The organism is Methylobacterium longum (assembly GCF_022179385.1).
Taxonomy (GTDB): Bacteria; Pseudomonadota; Alphaproteobacteria; order Rhizobiales; family Beijerinckiaceae; genus Methylobacterium; species Methylobacterium longum.
In genome coordinates, this window is record NZ_BPQS01000001.1 from 219174 (window position 1) to 238337 (window position 19164).

The 19164-nt window shown below is 67.4% G+C and carries 17 protein-coding genes and 1 tRNA gene; 17 read left to right on the forward strand and 1 reads right to left on the reverse strand.

Annotation, left to right across the window (positions count from 1 at the left end; translation table 11 throughout):
* The first annotated feature begins 45 nt into the window (after positions 1 to 45).
* The 3 genes from MFF58_RS00980 to MFF58_RS00990 all read left to right on the forward strand — a co-directional run bounded on the left by MFF58_RS00980 (position 46) and on the right by MFF58_RS00990 (position 2536).
* Complete coding sequence (locus MFF58_RS00980) at positions 46 to 336, forward strand: YjiS-like domain-containing protein (RefSeq protein ID WP_238284694.1); 291 nt, start codon at positions 46 to 48, stop codon at positions 334 to 336.
* 29 nt (positions 337 to 365) lie between these two features.
* Positions 366 to 1271, forward strand: coding sequence for an EamA family transporter (locus tag MFF58_RS00985; RefSeq protein ID WP_238284695.1), 906 nt, complete (start codon positions 366 to 368; stop codon positions 1269 to 1271).
* 584 nt (positions 1272 to 1855) lie between these two features.
* Positions 1856 to 2536: a hypothetical protein gene (locus MFF58_RS00990; RefSeq protein ID WP_238284696.1), complete on the forward strand. Its 681-nt coding sequence runs from the start codon at positions 1856 to 1858 to the stop codon at positions 2534 to 2536.
* Positions 2537 to 3059: 523 nt separating this feature from the next.
* Here MFF58_RS00990 and MFF58_RS00995 read toward each other — a convergent pair.
* Positions 3060 to 3136: transfer RNA gene (locus MFF58_RS00995), tRNA-Asp, on the reverse strand.
* Positions 3137 to 3462: 326 nt separating this feature from the next.
* Between MFF58_RS00995 and MFF58_RS01000 the strand changes: the two genes are divergently transcribed.
* From MFF58_RS01000 to nuoN, 14 genes are all read left to right on the forward strand, one after another.
* Positions 3463 to 3828, forward strand: coding sequence for an NADH-quinone oxidoreductase subunit A (locus tag MFF58_RS01000; protein ID WP_238284697.1), 366 nt, complete (start codon positions 3463 to 3465; stop codon positions 3826 to 3828).
* A 40-nt stretch (positions 3829 to 3868) separates the two neighbouring features.
* Entirely contained in the window at positions 3869 to 4456 is a 588-nt protein-coding gene (locus MFF58_RS01005) for a NuoB/complex I 20 kDa subunit family protein (protein ID WP_010686017.1), read from the forward strand.
* A gap of 9 nt (positions 4457 to 4465) precedes the next feature.
* On the forward strand, positions 4466 to 5113 hold the full coding sequence (locus MFF58_RS01010; protein ID WP_238284698.1) for an NADH-quinone oxidoreductase subunit C: 648 nt from the start codon (positions 4466 to 4468) through the stop codon (positions 5111 to 5113).
* 14 nt (positions 5114 to 5127) lie between these two features.
* Positions 5128 to 6318 (forward strand): NADH-quinone oxidoreductase subunit D, encoded by a 1191-nt coding sequence (locus MFF58_RS01015; RefSeq protein ID WP_238284699.1) that lies wholly within the window; start codon positions 5128 to 5130, stop codon positions 6316 to 6318.
* Positions 6319 to 6328: 10 nt separating this feature from the next.
* Positions 6329 to 7690, forward strand: a complete 1362-nt coding sequence (nuoE, locus tag MFF58_RS01020; protein WP_238284700.1) for an NADH-quinone oxidoreductase subunit NuoE — start codon at positions 6329 to 6331, stop codon at positions 7688 to 7690.
* Between the two features lie 9 nt (positions 7691 to 7699).
* A complete protein-coding gene (gene nuoF, locus MFF58_RS01025) occupies positions 7700 to 9001 on the forward strand; it encodes an NADH-quinone oxidoreductase subunit NuoF (protein ID WP_238284701.1) in 1302 nt (433 codons plus the stop codon).
* 192 nt (positions 9002 to 9193) lie between these two features.
* Complete coding sequence (gene nuoG, locus MFF58_RS01030; protein ID WP_238284702.1) at positions 9194 to 11275, forward strand: NADH-quinone oxidoreductase subunit NuoG; 2082 nt, start codon at positions 9194 to 9196, stop codon at positions 11273 to 11275.
* A gap of 13 nt (positions 11276 to 11288) precedes the next feature.
* The gene (gene nuoH, locus MFF58_RS01035; RefSeq protein WP_238284703.1) at positions 11289 to 12311 is read left to right on the forward strand and encodes an NADH-quinone oxidoreductase subunit NuoH; all 1023 of its coding nucleotides are present in this window, start codon (positions 11289 to 11291) and stop codon (positions 12309 to 12311) included.
* Between the two features lie 23 nt (positions 12312 to 12334).
* Entirely contained in the window at positions 12335 to 12823 is a 489-nt protein-coding gene (gene nuoI, locus MFF58_RS01040; RefSeq protein WP_238196703.1) for an NADH-quinone oxidoreductase subunit NuoI, read from the forward strand.
* Between the two features lie 222 nt (positions 12824 to 13045).
* Positions 13046 to 13666, forward strand: coding sequence for an NADH-quinone oxidoreductase subunit J (locus MFF58_RS01045; protein ID WP_238284704.1), 621 nt, complete (start codon positions 13046 to 13048; stop codon positions 13664 to 13666).
* A 22-nt stretch (positions 13667 to 13688) separates the two neighbouring features.
* Positions 13689 to 13994: an NADH-quinone oxidoreductase subunit NuoK gene (nuoK, locus tag MFF58_RS01050; protein ID WP_010686008.1), complete on the forward strand. Its 306-nt coding sequence runs from the start codon at positions 13689 to 13691 to the stop codon at positions 13992 to 13994.
* A gap of 79 nt (positions 13995 to 14073) precedes the next feature.
* Positions 14074 to 16182 carry an NADH-quinone oxidoreductase subunit L gene (gene nuoL, locus MFF58_RS01055; protein WP_238284705.1) on the forward strand — a complete coding sequence of 703 codons (2109 nt, stop codon included), beginning with the start codon at positions 14074 to 14076 and terminating at the stop codon, positions 16180 to 16182.
* A 1-nt stretch (position 16183) separates the two neighbouring features.
* Entirely contained in the window at positions 16184 to 17704 is a 1521-nt protein-coding gene (locus MFF58_RS01060; protein WP_238284706.1) for an NADH-quinone oxidoreductase subunit M, read from the forward strand.
* Positions 17705 to 17714: 10 nt separating this feature from the next.
* Positions 17715 to 19160: an NADH-quinone oxidoreductase subunit NuoN gene (gene nuoN / locus MFF58_RS01065; protein WP_238284707.1), complete on the forward strand. Its 1446-nt coding sequence runs from the start codon at positions 17715 to 17717 to the stop codon at positions 19158 to 19160.
* The last annotated feature ends 4 nt before the right edge of the window (positions 19161 to 19164 follow it).

Here is a 19164-nt window from a genome sequence, read left to right on the forward strand (position 1 = left end):
AACGGCCAGGATCGCCCTGCCCCAGAGATGATGGAGGAGGGGATCATGGACCATGGCCTGACCGAGACCGCCGCAACCCCGCCATCCTGGCTCGCCCGGCTGGCCGGCGCGGTCTCGGGAGCCGCCGCGGAGATCCGGGCCGCCCTGTCGCGCACCGCGATGAACCGGCGCGTGCTGCAGCGGCTCTCGACTCTTACGGCCCGCGAGCTGAAGGATATCGGCCTGACCCCGCAGGACGTGGCGGATGCCTGCCTGCCCGGCACCGGCGACGCCATCGACCTGCTGGTCAACCGACGCGACGAGCGCCGCCACGCCCGCATGGCCCAGCGTTGGTGAAGCGCGTGGTTGCGGCATAGGATCGGGGCATGACGCTGCGCGACGGGCTCGCCGCAATCCTGGTGGTCACGATCCTCGGTCTGGCCTTCGTAGCCATCAAGGTCGGCCTGGAGACGGTCCCGCCGCTGATGCTGTGTGCCCTGCGCTTCGGCTTCGCGGCCCTGCCGGCGGCCCTGCTGATCCGGCCTCCCCGGGCCCCCGTCGCGCTGGTGGCCGGGTTCGGGATGGCCCTCGGGGTCGGCCAGTTCGGGCTGCTCATGACGGCGATCCGATTCGGGATGCCGGCCGGGCTGTCGTCGCTGCTGATCCAGGTCCAGGTGCCCTTCACCGTCGCGCTCGCCTGGGCCGTGCAGAAGGAGCGTCCGCGTGGCCTCCAGATGCTGGGGGGCGGGATTGCCCTCGTGGGCGTCGCCGCGGTGGCGCTCGGACGGGGCGGAGGCGCCCCGCTGGGCCCGCTGCTCCTGGTCGTTGGCGCGGCCCTGGCCTGGGCCAGCGCGAACGTCATCGTGAAGCGGATCGGCCGGGTCGACCGGCTGGCGCTCATGGTCTGGGGCAGCCTCGCCACCACGCCGCCGCTCCTGATCCTGTCGCTGATCATCGAGGGACCGGGCGCCCTGGCGGGGCTGACGCATCCCAGCTGGGGGGCGATCGGATCGGTCGCCTTCCAGGCCTACCCGACGACGCTCCTCGCCTTCGGGCTCTGGAGCGGGCTCCTGACCCGCTACCCGGCGGCCACCGTGACGCCCTTCGCCCTGCTGGTGCCGGTGGCGGGCATCCTGAGCACGCATCTCGTGGTGGGCGAACCGCTGAGCGCCGACATCCTCGTCGGCGGAGGCCTGATCCTGGCGGGCATCGCACTGAGCCTTCGCGGAGGCCGGACCGCGGCCGACCCCTCGGCCCGAGCGAAGGCGACCGCACCGCCGGAGGTCGCCTGATCCCCGGCGGTTCATGCGAAACGACGGAGAAGGCCGGGCACGCCGGCGGACCCGAACCGCGACAGGGCATGCCGGCTCGGATCTGCGACGGACGCGGACGTGACGCCGGGGAGGGGCCCGAACGTGCGGTGCTCAGCGTGACAGGCCGGATGGAAACGCCACCCGTCGCTGCCGGGTCGAAACAGCCGCCTTTGCGTTCACACCCGGCAGGGCCGGGATCGTCGACCACGCGGAGAGGGCCGGCCCGCGCACCATGGCCGTGCCGACGGTTGACGTTGGATCCCTGATGAGCCCTTCCCCCGGACCGCTTCAGCCTCTTCGGACCAGTCGGCGATCCTCGATCGAACGGCCCCCGCCACCGCTGCGACGATCATGGCGGATCGCTCAGCTCGGCCCGGGCCTCGTCTCGTCACTGGAACACCGACGGTAGCACGTCGTCCCGGCTGCGCAACAGAGCCCGTCAGCACCGCGTCCGGCCCGGCCGATGAAGCGAGGATCGCCCAGAGAACTTCCACAGTCTCGGAATATGTGCAACAGCTCGTCCCCGTCCGGCTTACCGTTAGCGCCAGTAGAGGCGATACGCCATGCCCTATATTGTACCCGATCTATCTGCATTTGAGCGCAAGGTACGATCACAGCTCGGCGAAGACGGTATTATAGAAAAAATATCTGAATGCCTGGGGATCAACACGGGCACGTTCTTCGAGTTCGGCATCGGACCAGCCTGGAATCACCCGATCGAGGACGGCCTGGAGGGCAATTTTGTTCACCTCAGGGAGCAGGGCTGGAAGGGCATCTTCCTCGACGGCGCACAATACCCGCCAAAATACGACGTCAGGCAAGAATTCATTACGCCACTCAACATCAATACGCTCTATAGAAAATATGGATTGCCGGACGATCTGGACTTCATGTCGATCGACGTTGACGGCCAGGAACTCTGGATCTGGCTGTCACTCCAGGCCAGACCAAAAGTTGTTATACTAGAATACAACGGCGGGATCGGGGCTGACCCGTCAATATCGATTCAATTCGATGTAACGCACAGGTGGGATGGAACAGTCTATCACGGCGCCAGCCTGCGCGCCCTGGACAAGGTCGCGAAGGACAAAGGGTATACTTTGGTTTGGTCGAACGGTGTCAACGCCGTTTTCATCCGAGACGATCGGGTGAGCAATAAGAGCGATTTCGCCTTCGAGCGGCTGTTTGTTCCTTTCACACCTCACGCGCCGGATCCCAAGAATCGCCCGTGGGTGACGATCTGACCGAACAACACGGGCGGCCAGCTTCATGAGCCGCCCGAGATCGCTCGGACAGGCAGGCCCGCCTGCAGGTCAGACGGTTCGACGTCACCGGAAGCAGGCGGACGAGGACCAGGACAGGCGGCGAAGCGCGCTCTGCCGGACGCGACCGTGTCGTCCACGCCCGCGTCCGGCACACAGGCAGGAATGCCCGGCGGGGAGCGGTCCCGGCGGCTCGAGCTTTTGCGACCCATGCCACCTCGGGCCAAGGGGGAACCGGCGGAGGCTCGTCATCCGGCGCTCGCCCGCGGCCGGTGCTAAGGGACGGGGATGCGTCACGCGACCATCACGGCCGCAAGCGCGCCCGGGTCGATCGCCGACCATGCCGGGGTGACGCGCATCTGTCGGCATGCCGATCCCGACGCCGGCACATGGCCAATCGCGTCAGATCGTCGGACACACCCCGCCGACGCGGCAGGTCGTTCGATGATGCCGGATGTGCCGGTACGGCGATTGGTGGGGATTCGAGCCGAGCGCTCGACGGGAATGGCGCGGGCGACGGGGCTCGAACCCGCGACCTCCGGCGTGACAGGCCGGCACTCTAACCAACTGAGCTACGCCCGCACGGCGTGGTCGCCTCGAAGGGGCGTTTCGCCCGGCGACGGGGCGGGGTTTATGGGCCGCTACGGGACCTGTCAAGCGCATCCGGTGCGGATTCGCCGGCCTCGGGGCTCATGAGCCTGCGCGCTTCCGTCGTGTTGCAGGCAGGCCGCCCATTCCCATCTCAGGGAAGCGCTGACAGCGCGCATTGTGCGACGCGACAAGCCATTGTCATGGGGCGGCGGCTCGACTAAGCCTCCGGCCGCGCGCATCCTGGCATAAGAACAATTCCACGGGCGAGTCCGGATCGGCGTCGCACCGCGGTTTTCTACGTCTCGCGAGGCCCTGGCATGACCGGATTGTTGGCGGATTACCTGCCGCTCATCGTGTTCATCGGCGTGGCGCTGTTCATCGCAACGGCCCTGCTGGTGGTGCCCTTCATCGTGGCCTTCAAGAATCCCGATCCGGAGAAGCTTTCGGCCTACGAATGCGGGTTCAACGCCTTCGACGACGCCCGCATGAAGTTCGACGTGCGCTTCTACCTCGTCGCGATCCTGTTCATCATCTTCGACCTTGAGGTCGCGTTCCTGTTTCCCTGGGCGATCACCTTCGGGGACCTGGGCTGGTTCGGCTTCTGGTCGATGATCGTCTTCCTCGGCGTGCTGACCGTCGGTTTCGTCTACGAGTGGCGCAAGGGCGCCCTCGAGTGGGATTGAACCCCGTCAGCCCCCGCCCGCACCGGACCCTGAGTCGCCGATGGCCCTGATCACCGATACGAACCGCGCCCCCGCGATCGCGCCCCAGCCGAAGGGGATCATCGATCCCAACACCGGCCGCCCGATCGGCGCGGACGATCCGACCTTCCTGTCGATCAGCGACGAGCTGGCCGACCGGGGCTTCCTGCTCACGACCACGGACGAGCTGATCAACTGGGCCCGCACCGGCTCGCTGATGTGGATGACCTTCGGCCTCGCCTGCTGCGCGGTCGAGATGATGCAGATGTCGATGCCGCGCTACGATTGCGAGCGGTTCGGCTTCGCGCCCCGCGGCTCGCCCCGCCAGTCCGACGTGATGATCGTGGCCGGCACGCTCACCAACAAGATGGCCCCGGCGCTGCGCAAGGTCTACGACCAGATGCCCGAGCCGCGCTACGTCATCTCGATGGGCTCCTGCGCCAACGGCGGCGGCTACTATCACTATTCCTACTCGGTGGTCCGCGGCTGCGACCGGGTGGTGCCGGTGGACATCTACGTGCCCGGCTGCCCGCCCACCGCCGAGGCGCTGCTCTACGGCGTGCTGCTGCTGCAGAAGAAGATCCGCCGGACCGGTACGATCGAGCGCTGAGGAGCGGCCATGACGAACGGCATCTCGATCCTTCCCCACACCCAGCCTGTCTACGGCGACGACGCCGTCGCGGCCCTGGCCGAGCGGGTCGTCGGCGCGCTGGGACCGGCGGTGGTGTCGCACGCCATCGCGTTCGGCGAGCTGACGCTGGTGGTCCAGGCCTCCGACATCGTCTACGCGCTGACCTACCTGCGCGACGACCCGTCCTGCGCGTTCCGCAACTTCATCGACATCTGCGGCGTGGATTATCCGCAGCGCGAGAAGCGCTTCGACGTGGTCTATCACCTGCTCTCCCTGCGTCATAACCTTCGCATCCGCGTGAAGGCGCAGACCGACGAGGTGACGCCCGTCCCCTCGGTGATCGAGGTGTTCCCGGCGGCCAACTGGTACGAGCGCGAGACCTACGACCTCTACGGGATCCTGTTCTCGGGGCATCCCGACCTGCGCCGCCTGCTCACCGATTACGGCTTCGAGGGGCACCCGCTGCGCAAGGACTTCCCGCTCACCGGCTTCGTCGAGGTCCGCTACGACCAAGATGAGGCCCGGGTGGTCTACGAGCCGGTGCAGCTCACGCAGGAATTCCGGAACTTCGATTTCCTCTCGCCCTGGGAGGGCACCGATTACGTGCTCCCGGGCGACGAGAAGAAGTCGGCCTGAGAAGGGGCCGTCCGATGACCGAACACAACATCCGCAACTTCGCGATCAACTTCGGCCCCCAGCATCCGGCGGCGCACGGCGTCCTGCGCCTCGTGCTGGAACTGGACGGCGAGGTGGTCGAGCGCGTCGATCCGCATATCGGGCTGCTCCACCGCGGCACTGAGAAGCTCATCGAGTACAAGACCTACCTGCAGGCGACCCCCTATTTCGACCGGCTCGATTACGTTTCGCCGATGAACCAGGAGCACGCCTTCTGCCTGGCGATCGAGAAGCTCGCCGGCATCGAGGTGCCGCGCCGGGCCAAGCTGATCCGCACGCTCTACTGCGAGATCGGCCGGCTCCTGTCGCACCTCCTCAACGTCACCACGCAGGCGATGGACGTCGGCGCTCTCACGCCCCCGCTCTGGGGCTTCGAGGAGCGCGAGAAGCTGATGATCTTCTACGAGCGGGCCTCCGGCGCCCGGCTCCACGCCAATTACTTCCGCCCCGGCGGCGTCCATCAGGACCTGCCGCCGAAGCTCATCGACGACATCGAGGCGTTCTGCGACCCGTTCCTGCAGGTGGTCGACGACCTCGACGCCCTCGTCATGGGCAACCGGATCTTCAAGCAGCGCAACGTCGACATCGGCATCGTGTCGGTGGACGAGGCGATGGAGTGGGGCTTCTCGGGCGTGATGGTCCGGGGCTCGGGCATTCCGTGGGACCTGCGCAAGGCGCAGCCCTACGAGTGCTACGAGGAGATGGAATTCGACATCCCTGTCGGTAAGAACGGCGACACTTACGACCGTCAGGTGATCCGCATGGAGGAGATGCGCGAGTCGGTGCGCATCATGAAGCAGTGCATCACCAAGCTGCGCGAGCCCGCCGGTCAGGGTCCGATCGCGGCGCTCGACGGCAAGTTCGCGCCGCCGCCGCGCCGGGCGATGAAGCGCTCGATGGAAGCGCTCATCCACCACTTCAAGCTCTACACCGAGGGCTTCCACGTGCCCGAGGGTGAGGTCTACGCCGCCGTGGAAGCGCCCAAGGGCGAGTTCGGCGTCTACCTGGTGTCGGACGGGACCAACAAGCCGTATCGCTGCAAGATCCGCGCGCCGGGCTTCGCGCATCTGCAGGCGATGGACTGGATGTGCCGCGGCCACCTGCTGGCCGACGTCTCCTGCGTGCTCGGCACGCTCGACATCGTGTTCGGCGAAGTGGATCGGTAAGACAAAAGCGATGGCAAACCGCAGACTCGCCCCCGCCTCGGACCAGCCCGAGAGCTTCGCGTTCTCGCCCGAGAACGCCGAATGGGCGAAGACCCAGATCGCCAAGTATCCGGAAGGACGGCAGGCCTCCGCGGTGATCCCGCTCCTGTGGAAGGCGCAGGAGCAGAACGGCGGCTGGCTGCCGCGCGCCGCCATCGAGGCCGTGGCGGCCGAACTCGGCATGCCCAACATCCGCGTGCTGGAGGTCGCCACCTTCTACACGATGTTCGCCCTGGAGCCGGTCGGGCGCTTCTGGATCCAGGTCTGCGGCACGGTCCCGTGCGATTCCTGCGGCGCGCGCGGGCTGAAGGAGATGCTCCAGGCCCGGCTCGGACCGTCGGGGCACGTCTCGGCCGACGGCAACTTCTCCTGGCTCGAGGTCGAGTGCCTCGGCGCCTGCTGCAACGCCCCGATGGTGCAGATCAACCAGGATTATTACGAGGATCTGACGCCGGAATCCCTCGGCGCGCTGATGGACGACCTCGCCGCCGGCCGGCCGGTGACGATCGGCTCGCAGACCGGGCGCGTCTCCTCAGAGCCGCTGGGCGGCGCCAACACGCTGACCGACCCGACGCTCTACGACGGGTCCCGCGTCGGCGCGTGGCGCAAGCGCTTCGAGGAGGCCGGCAAGGCCGAGGATCCGGCCGCCAAGACCAGCGAGGCGGCCTCCGCGACGCAGCAGGCCGCCGAGAACCCGAAGCCGGCGCGGCCCGATGCCGGCCGGCCGGTGGAACGGACCGTGAGTGACGCCCCGGCCCAGCGCGCGGCCGACGGGGAGACGCCCGTGAAGCCCGAGGACCGCGCCGACGCGGCCGAGCGCGGCCGTTCCACCGCCAAGCACGGCGCCGCCCGTCCGGGCGATGCGGACGTGATCGAGACGCCCGCCAAGCGCGTCGTCGAGGGCGAGCCCGCTGCCGGGGAGCAGGGACATCAGGCTGTGCCGGAGCGCGACGCGGTTCCGCAGCAGCCCGAGGCCTCGGGCGCCAGCGAGGGCGAGGTCGCCGCCGAGGCCGAGGAGGCCCGCGTTGCCGGTGCCCTCGCGGCCCTGCCGAAGGACGCGAGCCCCGAACAGAAGGCCGATGCGGTCGGCAAGCGCCCCGCCGGGCTGGATGCGGCACGCGCCGGCCAGCCGGACGACCTGACGCGCATCAGGGGCATCGGTCCCGGCAACAGCCAGCGCCTGAACGCGCTCGGCATCTACCATTTCGACCAGATCGCCGCGTGGAGCCGCGACGAAATCACCTGGGTCGGCACCTACCTCGCGTTCCCTGGTCGCATCGACCGGGAGGACTGGGTGGGGCAGGCCAAGGCCCTGTCGGCGCCGGCTCAGTGAGGACCTGACATGCTGTCGGATCAGGATCGCATCTTCACCAATCTCTACGGGCTGCAATCCCCGGGCCTGGACGCCGCCAAGAAGCGCGGCGCCTGGGACGGGACCAAGTTCCTGCTGGAGCAGGGCCGCGACTGGATCATCGAGGAGATGAAGGCCTCGGGCCTGCGCGGCCGCGGCGGCGCGGGCTTCCCGACCGGCCTGAAATGGTCGTTCATGCCCAAGAAGTCGGACGGACGCCCGCACTACCTCGTGGTCAACGCCGACGAGTCGGAGCCGGGTACCTGCAAGGACCGGGAGATCATGCGGCACGATCCGCACCTCCTGATCGAGGGCTGCATGCTGGCCTGCTTCGCGATGAACGCGCATGCCTGCTACGTCTACATCCGCGGCGAGTACGTCGCCGAGAAGCACGCCCTCCAGAAGGCCGTGGACGAGGCCTACGCGGCCCGCCTCGTCGGCCAGTCCAACGTGCACGACTACCCGTTCGACATCTACGTCCACCACGGCGCCGGGGCCTATATCTGCGGCGAGGAGACGGCCCTCATCGAGAGCCTGGAGGGCAAGAAGGGGATGCCGCGGCTCAAGCCGCCGTTCCCCGCCAATATGGGCCTCTACGGCTGTCCCACGACGGTGAACAACGTCGAGTCGATCGCGGTGGCGGGCACGATCCTGCGGCGGGGTGGGGCGTGGTTCGCGGGGCTGGGCGGCAAGAACAACACCGGCACCAAGCTCTTCTGCGTCTCCGGCCACGTCAACAAGCCGTGCAACGTCGAGGAGGAGATGGGCATCACCTTCCGCGAGCTCATCGACCGCCATTGCGGCGGCATGCGCGGCGGCTGGGACAATCTCCTGTGCTCGATCCCGGGCGGCTCCTCGGTGCCGCTGGTGCCGGCCGAGCAGATCGTCGACGCCAAGATGGACTTCGACACCCTGCGCAACCTCGGCTCCGGCCTGGGCACCGCGGCGGTGATCGTCCTCGACCGGTCCACCGACATCGTCGCGGCGATCACGCGGATCTCGTACTTCTACAAGCACGAATCCTGCGGCCAGTGCACGCCGTGCCGCGAGGGCACCGGCTGGATGTGGCGGGTGATGCAGCGCATGACCGAGGGCCGCGCGCAGAAGCGCGAGATCGACATGCTGTTCGAGGTCACCAAGCAGATCGAGGGGCACACGATCTGCGCGCTCGGCGACGCGGCGGCCTGGCCGATCCAGGGCCTGATCCGACACTTCCGCCCCGAGATCGAGAAGCGGATCGACCGCTATACGGCGAACCCGCACAGCGAGCCCGTGCCGATGGCCGCGGAGTAGAAGCGCCATGCCGTCGTCCAACCCGCAGCCTCAGCCCGAGGTGCTCGCCCCGGTGGTCCTCCGAGGAGGCCTCCGGGGACCGCGCGGCGGGCTGGACATCTCCTTCGAGGCTCGTCTGCGCCTCGCACCTCAGGATGAGGGCGTGGGTCGGATCCGGCCTCCCGCGTTTGGGCCAGTTTACGAGACGATCCGATGACAAAAATTCTCGTCGACGGCACCGAGGTCGACGTCCCCGCCGACTACACGCTGCTCCAGGCCTGCGAGGCCGCGGGGGCCGAGATCCCGCGTTTCTGCTTCCACGAGCGCCTGTCGATCGCCGGCAATTGCCGCATGTGCCTCGTCGAGCTGAAGGGCGCACCGAAGCCTGTGGCGTCCTGCGCCTACGCGGTGAAGGATTGCCGCCCCGGCCCGAACGGCGAGCCGCCGGAGGTGCTGACGCGCTCGCAGGGCACCAAGAAGGCCCGCGAGGGGGTGATGGAGTTCCTCCTCATCAACCACCCCCTCGACTGCCCGATCTGCGATCAGGGCGGCCATTGCGACCTGCAGGACCAGGCCATGGCCTACGGGGTCGACTCGACCCGCTACACGGAGAACAAGCGCGCCGTCGAGGAGAAGCACATCGGCCCGCTGGTGCGGACGGCGATGAACCGCTGCATCCACTGCACCCGCTGCGTGCGCTTCCTCGCGGAGGTCGCGGGGGTGCCCGACCTCGGCGCCATCGGCCGCGGCGAGGACATGGAGATCACCAGCTACCTTGAGCAGTCGATGGCCTCGGAGCTCCAGGGCAACGTCGCCGACCTCTGCCCGGTGGGCGCCCTCGTGCACCGGCCGCAGAGCTACAACATCCGCCCCTGGGAGCTGAACAAGACCGAGTCGGTCGACGTGATGGACGCGGTCGGCTCGTCCATCCGCATCGACACGCGGGGCCGCGAGGTCATGCAGATCGAGCCGCGGATCAGCGAGGAGATCAACGAGGAGTGGATCTCCGACAAGACTCGCTACCACATCGACGGGCTGCGGATGCAGCGCCTCGACCGACCGTACCTGCGCGAGAACGGCCGCCTGCGGCCGGCCTCCTGGGGTGAGGCCTTCCAGGCCATCGCCGCCAAGGTGAAGGGCGCGGATCCGAAGCGCTTCGGCGCAGTCGTCGGCGACCTCGCGGGCGTCGAGGAGATCTTCGCCTTGCGCGAGCTGATGCGGAGTGTCGGTTCGCCCAACCTCGACTGCCGCCAGACCGATGCCGGCCTCGACCCGGCTTTCGGCCGCGCCTCCTACATCTTCAACCCGACGATCCCCGGCATCGAGGCCGCGGACGCGATCCTGATCGTCGGCGCCAACCCGCGCACCGAAGCCTCGCTGCTGAACGTCCGCATCCGCAAGCGCTGGCGCATGGCACCGCTGGCGGTGGGCGTGATCGGCGAGCCGGTCGACCTCACCTATCCGAGCCACTACATCGGCGCCGGCCCCGATTCGCTCGCGGGCCTCGCCCGCGGCGAGCACAGCTTCCTGGAGGTGCTCAAGGAGGCCAAGGTGCCGATGGTCATCGTCGGCGCCAACGTCGCCCCCGGCATCCTGGCCGCCGCCGCGTCCCTGGCGAAGGCGATCGGCGCGGTCTCGGCCGAGTGGAACGGCTTCGGGGTGCTGCACACCGCCGCCGCCCGGGTCGGGGCGCTGGATCTCGGCTTCGTGCCGGGGGAGGGCGGCCTCACCTTCGCGCAGATGCTGGAACCGGGCGCGCTGGACGTCCTGTTCAACCTCGGGGCCGACGAGCGCGACGTGCCGCCGGGCGCCTTCATGATCTACCAGGGCACCCACGGCGACCGCGGCGCCGCCCGCGCCGACGTGATCCTGCCGGCCGCCGCCTACAGCGAGAAGTCGGCGACCTGGGTGAACACGGAAGGCCGGGTGCAGATGGGCAACCGCGCCGCCTTCCCGCCGGGGGACGCTCGGGAGGATTGGGCGATCCTGCGCGCCCTGTCGGACGTGCTGGGCCACCGCCTGCCCTTCGACTCGCTCACTGCCCTTCGTCGGGCGCTCTACGCCGCCCACCCGCACTTCGCGGCGGTCGGAGCCGTCGAGGCCGGCACCGTCGCGGAGGCGGTGGAGAAGCTCGCCGGACTCGGCGGCACGGCGGGCGGACCGGCTTTCGCGTCGCCGATCACCGACTTCTACCTGACCAACCCGATCACCCGCGCCTCGCGGATCCTCGCCGAGTGCTCGCGCCTCGCCCGCGAACGCGCCGCCGAGGCGCGGCCGCTCGCGGCGGCCGAGTAGGAGCTCCAGACCGATGACGTCGCTCGAAATCCTCGGGACCGTGCTCCTGATCGCGCTGAAGAGCTTCGTGCTCCTCGCCGCGCTCCTCGTGTTCATCGCCTACGCACTGCTCGCCGACCGGAAGATCTGGGCGGCGGTGCAGCTCCGCCGCGGCCCCAACGTGGTCGGGCCGTTCGGCCTGTTCCAGTCCTTCGCCGACCTGCTCAAGTTCGTCCTGAAGGAGCCGGTCATCCCGGCGGGCGCCAACAAGGCGATCTACCTGCTGGCGCCGCTGGTCTTCGCGATGCTGGCCCTGTCGAGCTGGGCGGTGATCCCGCTGGCCGACGGCTGGGCGATCGCCGACATCAACGTCGGCATCACCTACATCTTCGCGATCTCGTCGCTCGGCGTCTACGGCGTCATCATGGGCGGCTGGGCGTCGAACTCGAAATACGCGTTCCTCGGCGCGCTCCGCTCGGCGGCGCAGATGATTTCCTACGAGGTGTCGCTGGGCTTCGTGATCATCTGCGTGCTGCTCTGCGCCGGCTCGCTCAACCTCTCGCGCATCGTGATGGCGCAGGACACCAGCCTCGGCATCTTCGGCTGGTACTGGCTGTGGCTGTTCCCGATGTTCGTGGTGTTCTTCGTCTCGGCGCTGGCCGAGACCAACCGCCCGCCCTTCGACCTGCCGGAGGCGGAGTCGGAGCTCGTGGCCGGCTACATGGTCGAGTATTCCTCGACCCCGTACCTGCTGTTCATGCTGGGCGAGTACGTCGCCATCATGAGCATGTGCGCGCTGGGCACGATCCTGTTCATGGGCGGCTGGCTGTCGCCGATCCCATTCGCGCCCTTCACCTGGGTGCCGGGCGTGATCTGGTTCACGCTGAAGGCCAGCTTCCTGTTCTTCCTGTTCGCGATGGTGAAGTCGATCGTGCCGCGCTACCGCTACGATCAGCTCATGCGTCTCGGCTGGAAGGTCTTCCTGCCTATTTCGCTCGTCTCGGTGGTGGTCGTGGCCTTCGTGTTGAAGCTCACCGGCCTGGCCCCGGGCGCCTGACGCACGGAACCGGAGATCGCGGCATGAAGCTCGATCAGATTGCGAAAAGCCTCCTGCTGAAGGAGTTCGTGTCGGGGATGGTCCTCGGCATGCGCTACTTCTTCAAGCCGAAGGCCACGATCAACTACCCGTTCGAGATGGGCCATCGCGGTCCGCGCTTCCGCGGGGAGCATGCCCTGCGCCGTTATCCCAACGGCGAGGAGCGCTGCATCGCCTGCAAGCTCTGCGAGGCGATCTGCCCGGCCCAGGCGATCACCATCGAGGCGGGACCGCGCCGCAACGACGGCACCCGCCGCACGACGCGCTACGACATCGACATGGTGAAATGCATCTACTGCGGCATGTGCCAGGAGGCCTGCCCGGTGGACGCCATCGTGGAAGGCCCGAACTTCGAATTCTCGGTCGAGACCCGGGAGGAGCTGCTGTACGACAAGCAGAAGCTCCTGCTGAACGGCGACCGCTGGGAGCGCGAGATCGCCCGCAACATCGCGATGGACGCACCCTATCGCTGAGACATCGTCCCGACGGGCGGCCGCCGCCCCTCGAAGGAAGATGATGCAGTATCAAGGCTCTAGAGCATCGTACCGGTTCCGGTTTCCGGCGCGATGCTCTAGAGCCATGTCGGGGACGCTGTTGTGCCCCCGCCGACCGGGTTCTATAGACGGGCCGCCCGCTGCGAACCGTCTCAACGCACGGCAGAAGGGGCCGCTTCGGCGGCCGATCCCGACCAGCGCATGACCGCAGCAGCCGCATTCTTCTACCTGTTCGCGAGCATCACGGTCGCGTCGGGCTTCATGGTGATCGCCTCGCGCAATCCCGTCGCCTCGGTGCTGTTCCTGATCCTCGCCTTCGTGAACGCAGCCGGGCTCTTCGTCCTGATGGGCGCCGAGTTCCTCGCGATGATCCTCGTGGTCGTCTACGTGGGCGCGGTGGCGGTGCTGTTCCTGTTCGTGGTGATGATGCTCGACGTCGATTTCGCCGAATTGCGTCAGGGCTTCCAGCAATACCTGCCGGTTGGCGGCCTGATCGGGGCGATCTTCCTGGTCGAACTGCTGCTGGTGGTGGGCTCGTGGAGCATCGATCCGGGCCTCGTCCAGGCGCCCCTCGGCAACGTCGCGGCCGCCGAGAACCTCACCAACGCCCAGGCTCTGGGCCGGGTGATCTACACCGAATACGCCTACTTCTTTCAGCTCGCCGGCCTGATCCTGCTGGTGGCCATGATCGGCGCGATCGTGCTGACGCTCCGCGACCGGCCGGGCGTCAAGCGCCAGAACATCGCGGTCCAGAACGCCCGCACCCAGGCCATGGCGGTGGAGACCCGCAAGGTCCCGTCGCGCCAGGGTGTCGAGGTCTGATGGCCGCCGGAGGAATCGAACGATGATCGGCCTGAGCCACTACCTCACCGTCGCGGCGATCCTGTTCACGCTCGGCGTGCTCGGCATCTTCATCAACCGCAAGAACATCATCGTCATCCTGATGTCGGTCGAGCTGATCCTGCTCTCGGTCAACATCAATCTCGTCGCCTTCTCGACGCAGCTCAACGACATCACCGGACAGGTCTTCGCCCTGTTCGTGCTGACCGTCGCGGCCGCCGAATCGGCGATCGGCCTCGCCATCCTGGTGGTGTTCTTCCGCAACCGCGGCTCCATCGCGGTGGAGGACGTGAGCATGATGAAGGGCTAGGGCCTCCTTCCCCGCCGCCCCGATTCACATCCGGACGCCGCCTGAACGGCCGGCCCGGAGGACGGACTGCAAGAGAGCGATGTATCACGCGATCGTCTTCTTCCCGCTCATCGGCTTCCTGATCGCCGGCCTGTTCGGCCGGTACATCGGCGCGCGGGCCTGCGAGTACATCACCACGGCGTTCCTCGCCTTCACGGCGCTGATCGCCTGGGGGGTGTTCCTCGACGGCGGCCACGCCGAGCGGGTGCAGGTCGCCTCCTGGTTCTCGGCCGGCGACCTGCAGGTCGACTGGGCCTTCAAGGTCGACACCCTGACCCGGGTCATGCTGGTGGTGGTGACCACGGTCTCGACGCTCGTGCACCTCTACTCCGTGGGCTACATGGAGGAGGATCCGCACCGGCCGCGCTTCTTCGCCTACCTGTCGCTGTTCACCTTCGCCATGCTGATGCTGGTGACGGCCGACAATCTCGTGCAGATGTTCTTCGGCTGGGAGGGCGTGGGCCTCGCCTCCTACCTGCTGATCGGCTTCTGGTACGAGAAGCCCTCGGCCAACGCCGCCGCCATGAAGGCGTTCATCGTCAACCGGGTGGGCGATTTCGGCTTCTCGCTCGGCATCTTCCTCGTCTTCGTGCTCACCGGCTCGGTGGCGTTCGACGCGATCTTCGGCAAGGTCGACGCGATCAAGACGCTGACCTTCCACTTCCTGGGCTACGACTGGAACGCCCTGACCCTGGCCTGCCTGCTGCTGTTCATGGGCGCCATGGGCAAGTCGGCCCAGTTCCTGCTGCACACGTGGCTGCCGGACGCCATGGAGGGACCGACCCCGGTCTCGGCGCTGATCCACGCCGCCACCATGGTTACCGCCGGCGTGTTCATGGTCGCCCGCCTGTCGCCGCTCTTCGAGGAAGCCCCGAACGCGCTGATCGTGGTGACGGTGATCGGCGGCATCACGGCGTTCTTCGCGGCCACGATCGGGCTCGTGCAGAACGACATCAAGCGGGTGATCGCCTACTCGACCTGCTCGCAGCTCGGCTACATGTTCGTGGCGCTCGGCGTCGGCGCCTACTCGGCCGGCGTGTTCCACCTGTTCACCCACGCCTTCTTCAAGGCGCTGCTGTTCCTCGGGGCCGGCTCGGTCATCCACGCGATGCACCACGAGCAGGACATGCGGAACATGGGCGGCCTGCGCCGCTACATCCCCTACACCAGCGTCATGATGGCGATCGGCTCGCTGGCGCTGATCGGCTTCCCCTACACGGCCGGATACTACTCGAAGGATGCGATTATCGAGGCGGCCTACGCGTCGACGCGGCCGGGCCACACGCTCGCCTTCCTGTGCGTGGTCGTGGCGGCGTTCTTCACCTCGTTCTACTCGTGGCGCCTGTTCTTCATGACCTTCGAGGGTCCGGCCCGCTGGGGCGCCCACGCGGCGCACGACCACCACGACGCCCCCGCGGTGGCACGCTCGACCATGGCGCACGAGGCCGACGGCGCGCCCGGTCACACCGAGGGCGTCGCCCACGACGACAAGGGCCACGACATCGAACCGGCCCACACGAGCGACCTCGTCGCGGACGATCATCACGGGCACGGCCACCACGGCGATCACACGCCCCACGAGAGCCCGCTGGTGATGACGATCCCGCTGGCGATCCTCGCCTTCGGCGCCCTGTTCGCCGGATTGATCTTCCACGACCGCTTCATCGGCGAGGGGATGGACGCGTTCTGGGGCCATGCCCTGGCGCACGGCCCGAACAACCACATCATGCACGAGATCCACGAGGTCCCGGCGCTGGTGTCGTACTCGCCGCTGATCATGCTGATCCTCGGCTTCGTGCTCGCCTTCTGGATGTATATCCGCCGGCCGGAACTGCCGGGCCAGCTCGCCGCCCAGCAGCCGTCCCTCTACCGGTTCCTGCTCAACAAATGGTACTTCGACGAGATCTACGATCGGATCTTCGTCCGCCCGGCCAAGGATTTCGGTCTGTTCCTGTGGAAGCAGGGCGATGGCCGGATCATCGACGGCCTCGGGCCGAACGGCATCGCGGCGCGCGTCGTGGACGTCACCCGCGGGGTGGTCCGCCTCCAGACCGGATACCTCTACCATTACGCCTTCGTGATGCTCATCGGCGTCGCCGGCCTGATCAGCTGGTACCTGATGTCCGGCCTGCCCAAGGGGGCTCACTGACATGCTCGGCCTCGGCATCCTCTCCGGCCTGCTGATCGTGCCGCTCTGCGGCGCGGCCTTCATCCTGACTTTGAACGGCGACGAGGAATCGGTCGCCCGCAACAGCCGCTGGGCCGCGCTCGCCACCACGGTCGTCACCTTTCTCCTCTCCCTGGTGGCTTGGAACCGCTACGACGCCGCGTCAGCCAGCTTCCAGCTGGTGGAGAGCCATCCGTGGTTGGCCGAGACGATCCGGTTCAAGCTCGGCGTCGACGGCTTCTCGATGCCGCTGATCCTGCTGACCACGTTCCTGATGCCGTTCTGCATCGGCGCCTCGTGGCACTCGATCCACTTCCGGGTGAAGGAGTACTTCGTCGCCTTCCTGGTCCTTGAGACGACGATGATTGGCGTGTTCGCGTCGCTCGATCTGCTGCTGTTCTACCTGTTCTTCGAGGCCGGCCTGATCCCGATGTTCCTGATCATCGGGATCTGGGGTGGACAGCGCCGGATCTACGCGAGCTTCAAGTTCTTCCTCTACACGCTGCTCGGCTCGGTGCTGATGCTGCTCGCCGTGATGGCGATGTACTGGCAGGCCGGCACCACCGACATCCCGACCCTGCTGCAGACCCGCTTCCCGGCGCAGATGCAGACGTGGCTGTGGCTCGCCTTCTTCGCCTCCTTCGCGGTGAAGATGCCGATGTGGCCGGTCCACACTTGGCTGCCCGACGCTCACGTGGAGGCGCCCACCGCCGGCTCGGTGATCCTGGCCGGCATCCTCCTGAAGATGGGCGGCTATGGCTTCATCCGGATCTCCCTGCCGATGCTGCCGGTGGCGAGCCACGACTTCGCGCCCCTCGTCTTCGCGCTGTCGGTGATCGCGATCATCTTCACCTCGCTCACCGCGATGATGCAGACCGACATCAAGAAGCTGATCGCCTACTCGTCGGTGGCCCATATGGGCTTCGTCACGCTGGGCCTGTTCACGCTGAACGAGCAGGGCATCCAGGGCGCGCTGTTCCTGATGATCTCCCACGGCATCGTGTCGGGCGCGCTCTTCCTCTGCGTCGGCGTCGTCTACGACCGGATGCACACCCGCGAGATCGCCGCCTATGGCGGCCTCGTGAAGCGGATGCCGCTCTACGCGGTGGCCATGCTGATCTTCACCATGGCCAATGTCGGCCTGCCCGGCACCTCCGGCTTCGTCGGCGAGTTCCTGGCGATGCTGGGCGCCTTCAAGGCGAACCCGAACGTGGCGTTCTTCTCGACCTTCGGCATCATCCTGTCGGCAGGCTACGCTCTGTGGCTCTACGCGCGGGTGGTCTACGGCAAGCTGGAGAAGCCGAACCTCCAGGGCATCATGGATCTCGATACCCGCGAGAAGATCATCCTGGCGCCGCTGGTGGCCCTGACGATCTACTACGGCGTGCATCCCGCCCCCGTGCTCGACGTGTTCGCGCCCTCGACCGACGCGCTGATGACCAGCATGAAGGCCGCCCTGTCCAACACCCAGACCGCGGCCGCCGCGCTGCCGGTCCCGCGCTGAGACGGAAGACATGCCCACCGTCCACTCCGTCCTGCCCTCGTTGGCCCCGCTCCTGCCCGAGCTGATCCTCGGGATCGGCGTGATGGTCCTGATCCTCTACGGGGCTTGGCGCGGCGACCGCTCCGCCGAGACCGTGAGTGTCGGCGCCCTGATCCTGCTCCTCGTCGCCCTCTCGGTGGTGATCTCCCAGCCGGTGCACGGGCGGGTCACGACCCTGTCGGGCGCCTTCGTCTCGGATTCGTTCTCCAAGGTGATGAAGTCGCTGGTGCTGCTCGGCTCCTCGGCGACGATCCTGCTGGCGCACGACTTCTTCAAGCGCGAGCGCATCGACCGGTTCGAGTTTCCGGTGCTGATCGTGCTCTGCACCATCGGCATGATGGTGATGGTCTCAGCCAACGACCTGATCGCCCTCTATCTCGGTCTGGAGCTGCAGTCGCTCGCTGCCTACGTGATCGCGGCGTTCCACCGGGACGACGTCAAGTCCACCGAGGCGGGCCTCAAGTACTTCGTCCTCGGAGCGCTCTCGTCCGGCATGCTGCTCTACGGCGCATCGCTGGTCTACGGCTTCACCGGCACGGTCTCGTTCCCCGGCATCGTCTCGGCCCTGAACGAGAACGCGGGCCTGGGCATCGTGCTCGGGATCGTGTTCCTGGCCGCGGGCGTCTGCTTCAAGATGGCGGCGGTGCCGTTCCACATGTGGACGCCCGACGTCTACGAGGGCTCGCCCACCCCGGTGACGGCCTTCTTCGCCACCGCGCCCAAGATGGCCGCCGTGGCGATGACCGTGCGGGTGTTCATCGGCGCGATGCCGGACGTGACGGCGATCTGGCAGCAGATCTTCATCTTCGTCTCGGTCGTGTCGATGGCGCTGGGCTCGTTCGCGGCCATCGGCCAGAGCTCGATCAAGCGCCTGATGGCCTACTCGTCGATCGCCAATATCGGCTACGCGCTGATCGGCCTGGCCTGCGGCTCGGAGGAGGGCATCAGCGGGCTGGTCACCTACATGATCATTTACCTTGCGATGACGCTCGGCACCTTCGCGATCATCCTGTCGCTCCGGCGCCGGGACGTGATGTTCGAGAAGATCGAGGACCTGTCGGGCCTGTCGCGCACGCATCCGTGGCTGGCCTTCTGCCTCGCCGCGATGATGTTCTCGCTGGCCGGCATCCCGCCTCTGGCCGGGTTCTTCGCGAAGTTCTACGTCTTCGCGGCCGCCATAAAGGCCGGCCTCGTGACGCTGGCGGTGATCGGCGTCGTGACCAGCGTGGTCGGCGCCTACTACTACCTGCGGCTGGTCAAGATCATGTATTTCGACGAGCCGAAGGAGCCCTACGAGGCGATGGCGCCGGGCCTGCGCGTGGTGCTGGCCCTGTCAAGCGTCGTGGTGGTGCTGTTCTTCCTGCTGCCCGGACCGCTGGTCGGCGCCGCCGGTCGGGCCGCCCGGTCGCTGTTCTAGGACG

What these genes read in the sequence shown, in the direction of transcription:
- nuoK (WP_010686008.1), top strand. Translation starts at nt 13,689, where the DNA reads ATGATCGGCCTGAGCCACTACCTCACCGTCGCGGCGATCCTGTTCACG.
- MFF58_RS00985 (WP_238284695.1), top strand. Translation starts at nt 366, where the DNA reads ATGACGCTGCGCGACGGGCTCGCCGCAATCCTGGTGGTCACGATCCTC.
- MFF58_RS00990 (WP_238284696.1), top strand. Translation starts at nt 1,856, where the DNA reads ATGCCCTATATTGTACCCGATCTATCTGCATTTGAGCGCAAGGTACGA.
- nuoF (WP_238284701.1), top strand. Translation starts at nt 7,700, where the DNA reads ATGCTGTCGGATCAGGATCGCATCTTCACCAATCTCTACGGGCTGCAA.
- nuoG (WP_238284702.1), top strand. Translation starts at nt 9,194, where the DNA reads ATGACAAAAATTCTCGTCGACGGCACCGAGGTCGACGTCCCCGCCGAC.
- MFF58_RS01010 (WP_238284698.1), top strand. Translation starts at nt 4,466, where the DNA reads ATGACGAACGGCATCTCGATCCTTCCCCACACCCAGCCTGTCTACGGC.
- MFF58_RS00980 (WP_238284694.1), top strand. Translation starts at nt 46, where the DNA reads ATGGACCATGGCCTGACCGAGACCGCCGCAACCCCGCCATCCTGGCTC.
- MFF58_RS01005 (WP_010686017.1), top strand. Translation starts at nt 3,869, where the DNA reads ATGGCCCTGATCACCGATACGAACCGCGCCCCCGCGATCGCGCCCCAG.
- MFF58_RS01015 (WP_238284699.1), top strand. Translation starts at nt 5,128, where the DNA reads ATGACCGAACACAACATCCGCAACTTCGCGATCAACTTCGGCCCCCAG.
- MFF58_RS01000 (WP_238284697.1), top strand. Translation starts at nt 3,463, where the DNA reads ATGACCGGATTGTTGGCGGATTACCTGCCGCTCATCGTGTTCATCGGC.
- nuoE (WP_238284700.1), top strand. Translation starts at nt 6,329, where the DNA reads ATGGCAAACCGCAGACTCGCCCCCGCCTCGGACCAGCCCGAGAGCTTC.
- nuoL (WP_238284705.1), top strand. Translation starts at nt 14,074, where the DNA reads ATGTATCACGCGATCGTCTTCTTCCCGCTCATCGGCTTCCTGATCGCC.
- nuoN (WP_238284707.1), top strand. Translation starts at nt 17,715, where the DNA reads ATGCCCACCGTCCACTCCGTCCTGCCCTCGTTGGCCCCGCTCCTGCCC.
- nuoH (WP_238284703.1), top strand. Translation starts at nt 11,289, where the DNA reads ATGACGTCGCTCGAAATCCTCGGGACCGTGCTCCTGATCGCGCTGAAG.
- MFF58_RS01045 (WP_238284704.1), top strand. Translation starts at nt 13,046, where the DNA reads ATGACCGCAGCAGCCGCATTCTTCTACCTGTTCGCGAGCATCACGGTC.
- nuoI (WP_238196703.1), top strand. Translation starts at nt 12,335, where the DNA reads ATGAAGCTCGATCAGATTGCGAAAAGCCTCCTGCTGAAGGAGTTCGTG.
- MFF58_RS01060 (WP_238284706.1), top strand. Translation starts at nt 16,184, where the DNA reads ATGCTCGGCCTCGGCATCCTCTCCGGCCTGCTGATCGTGCCGCTCTGC.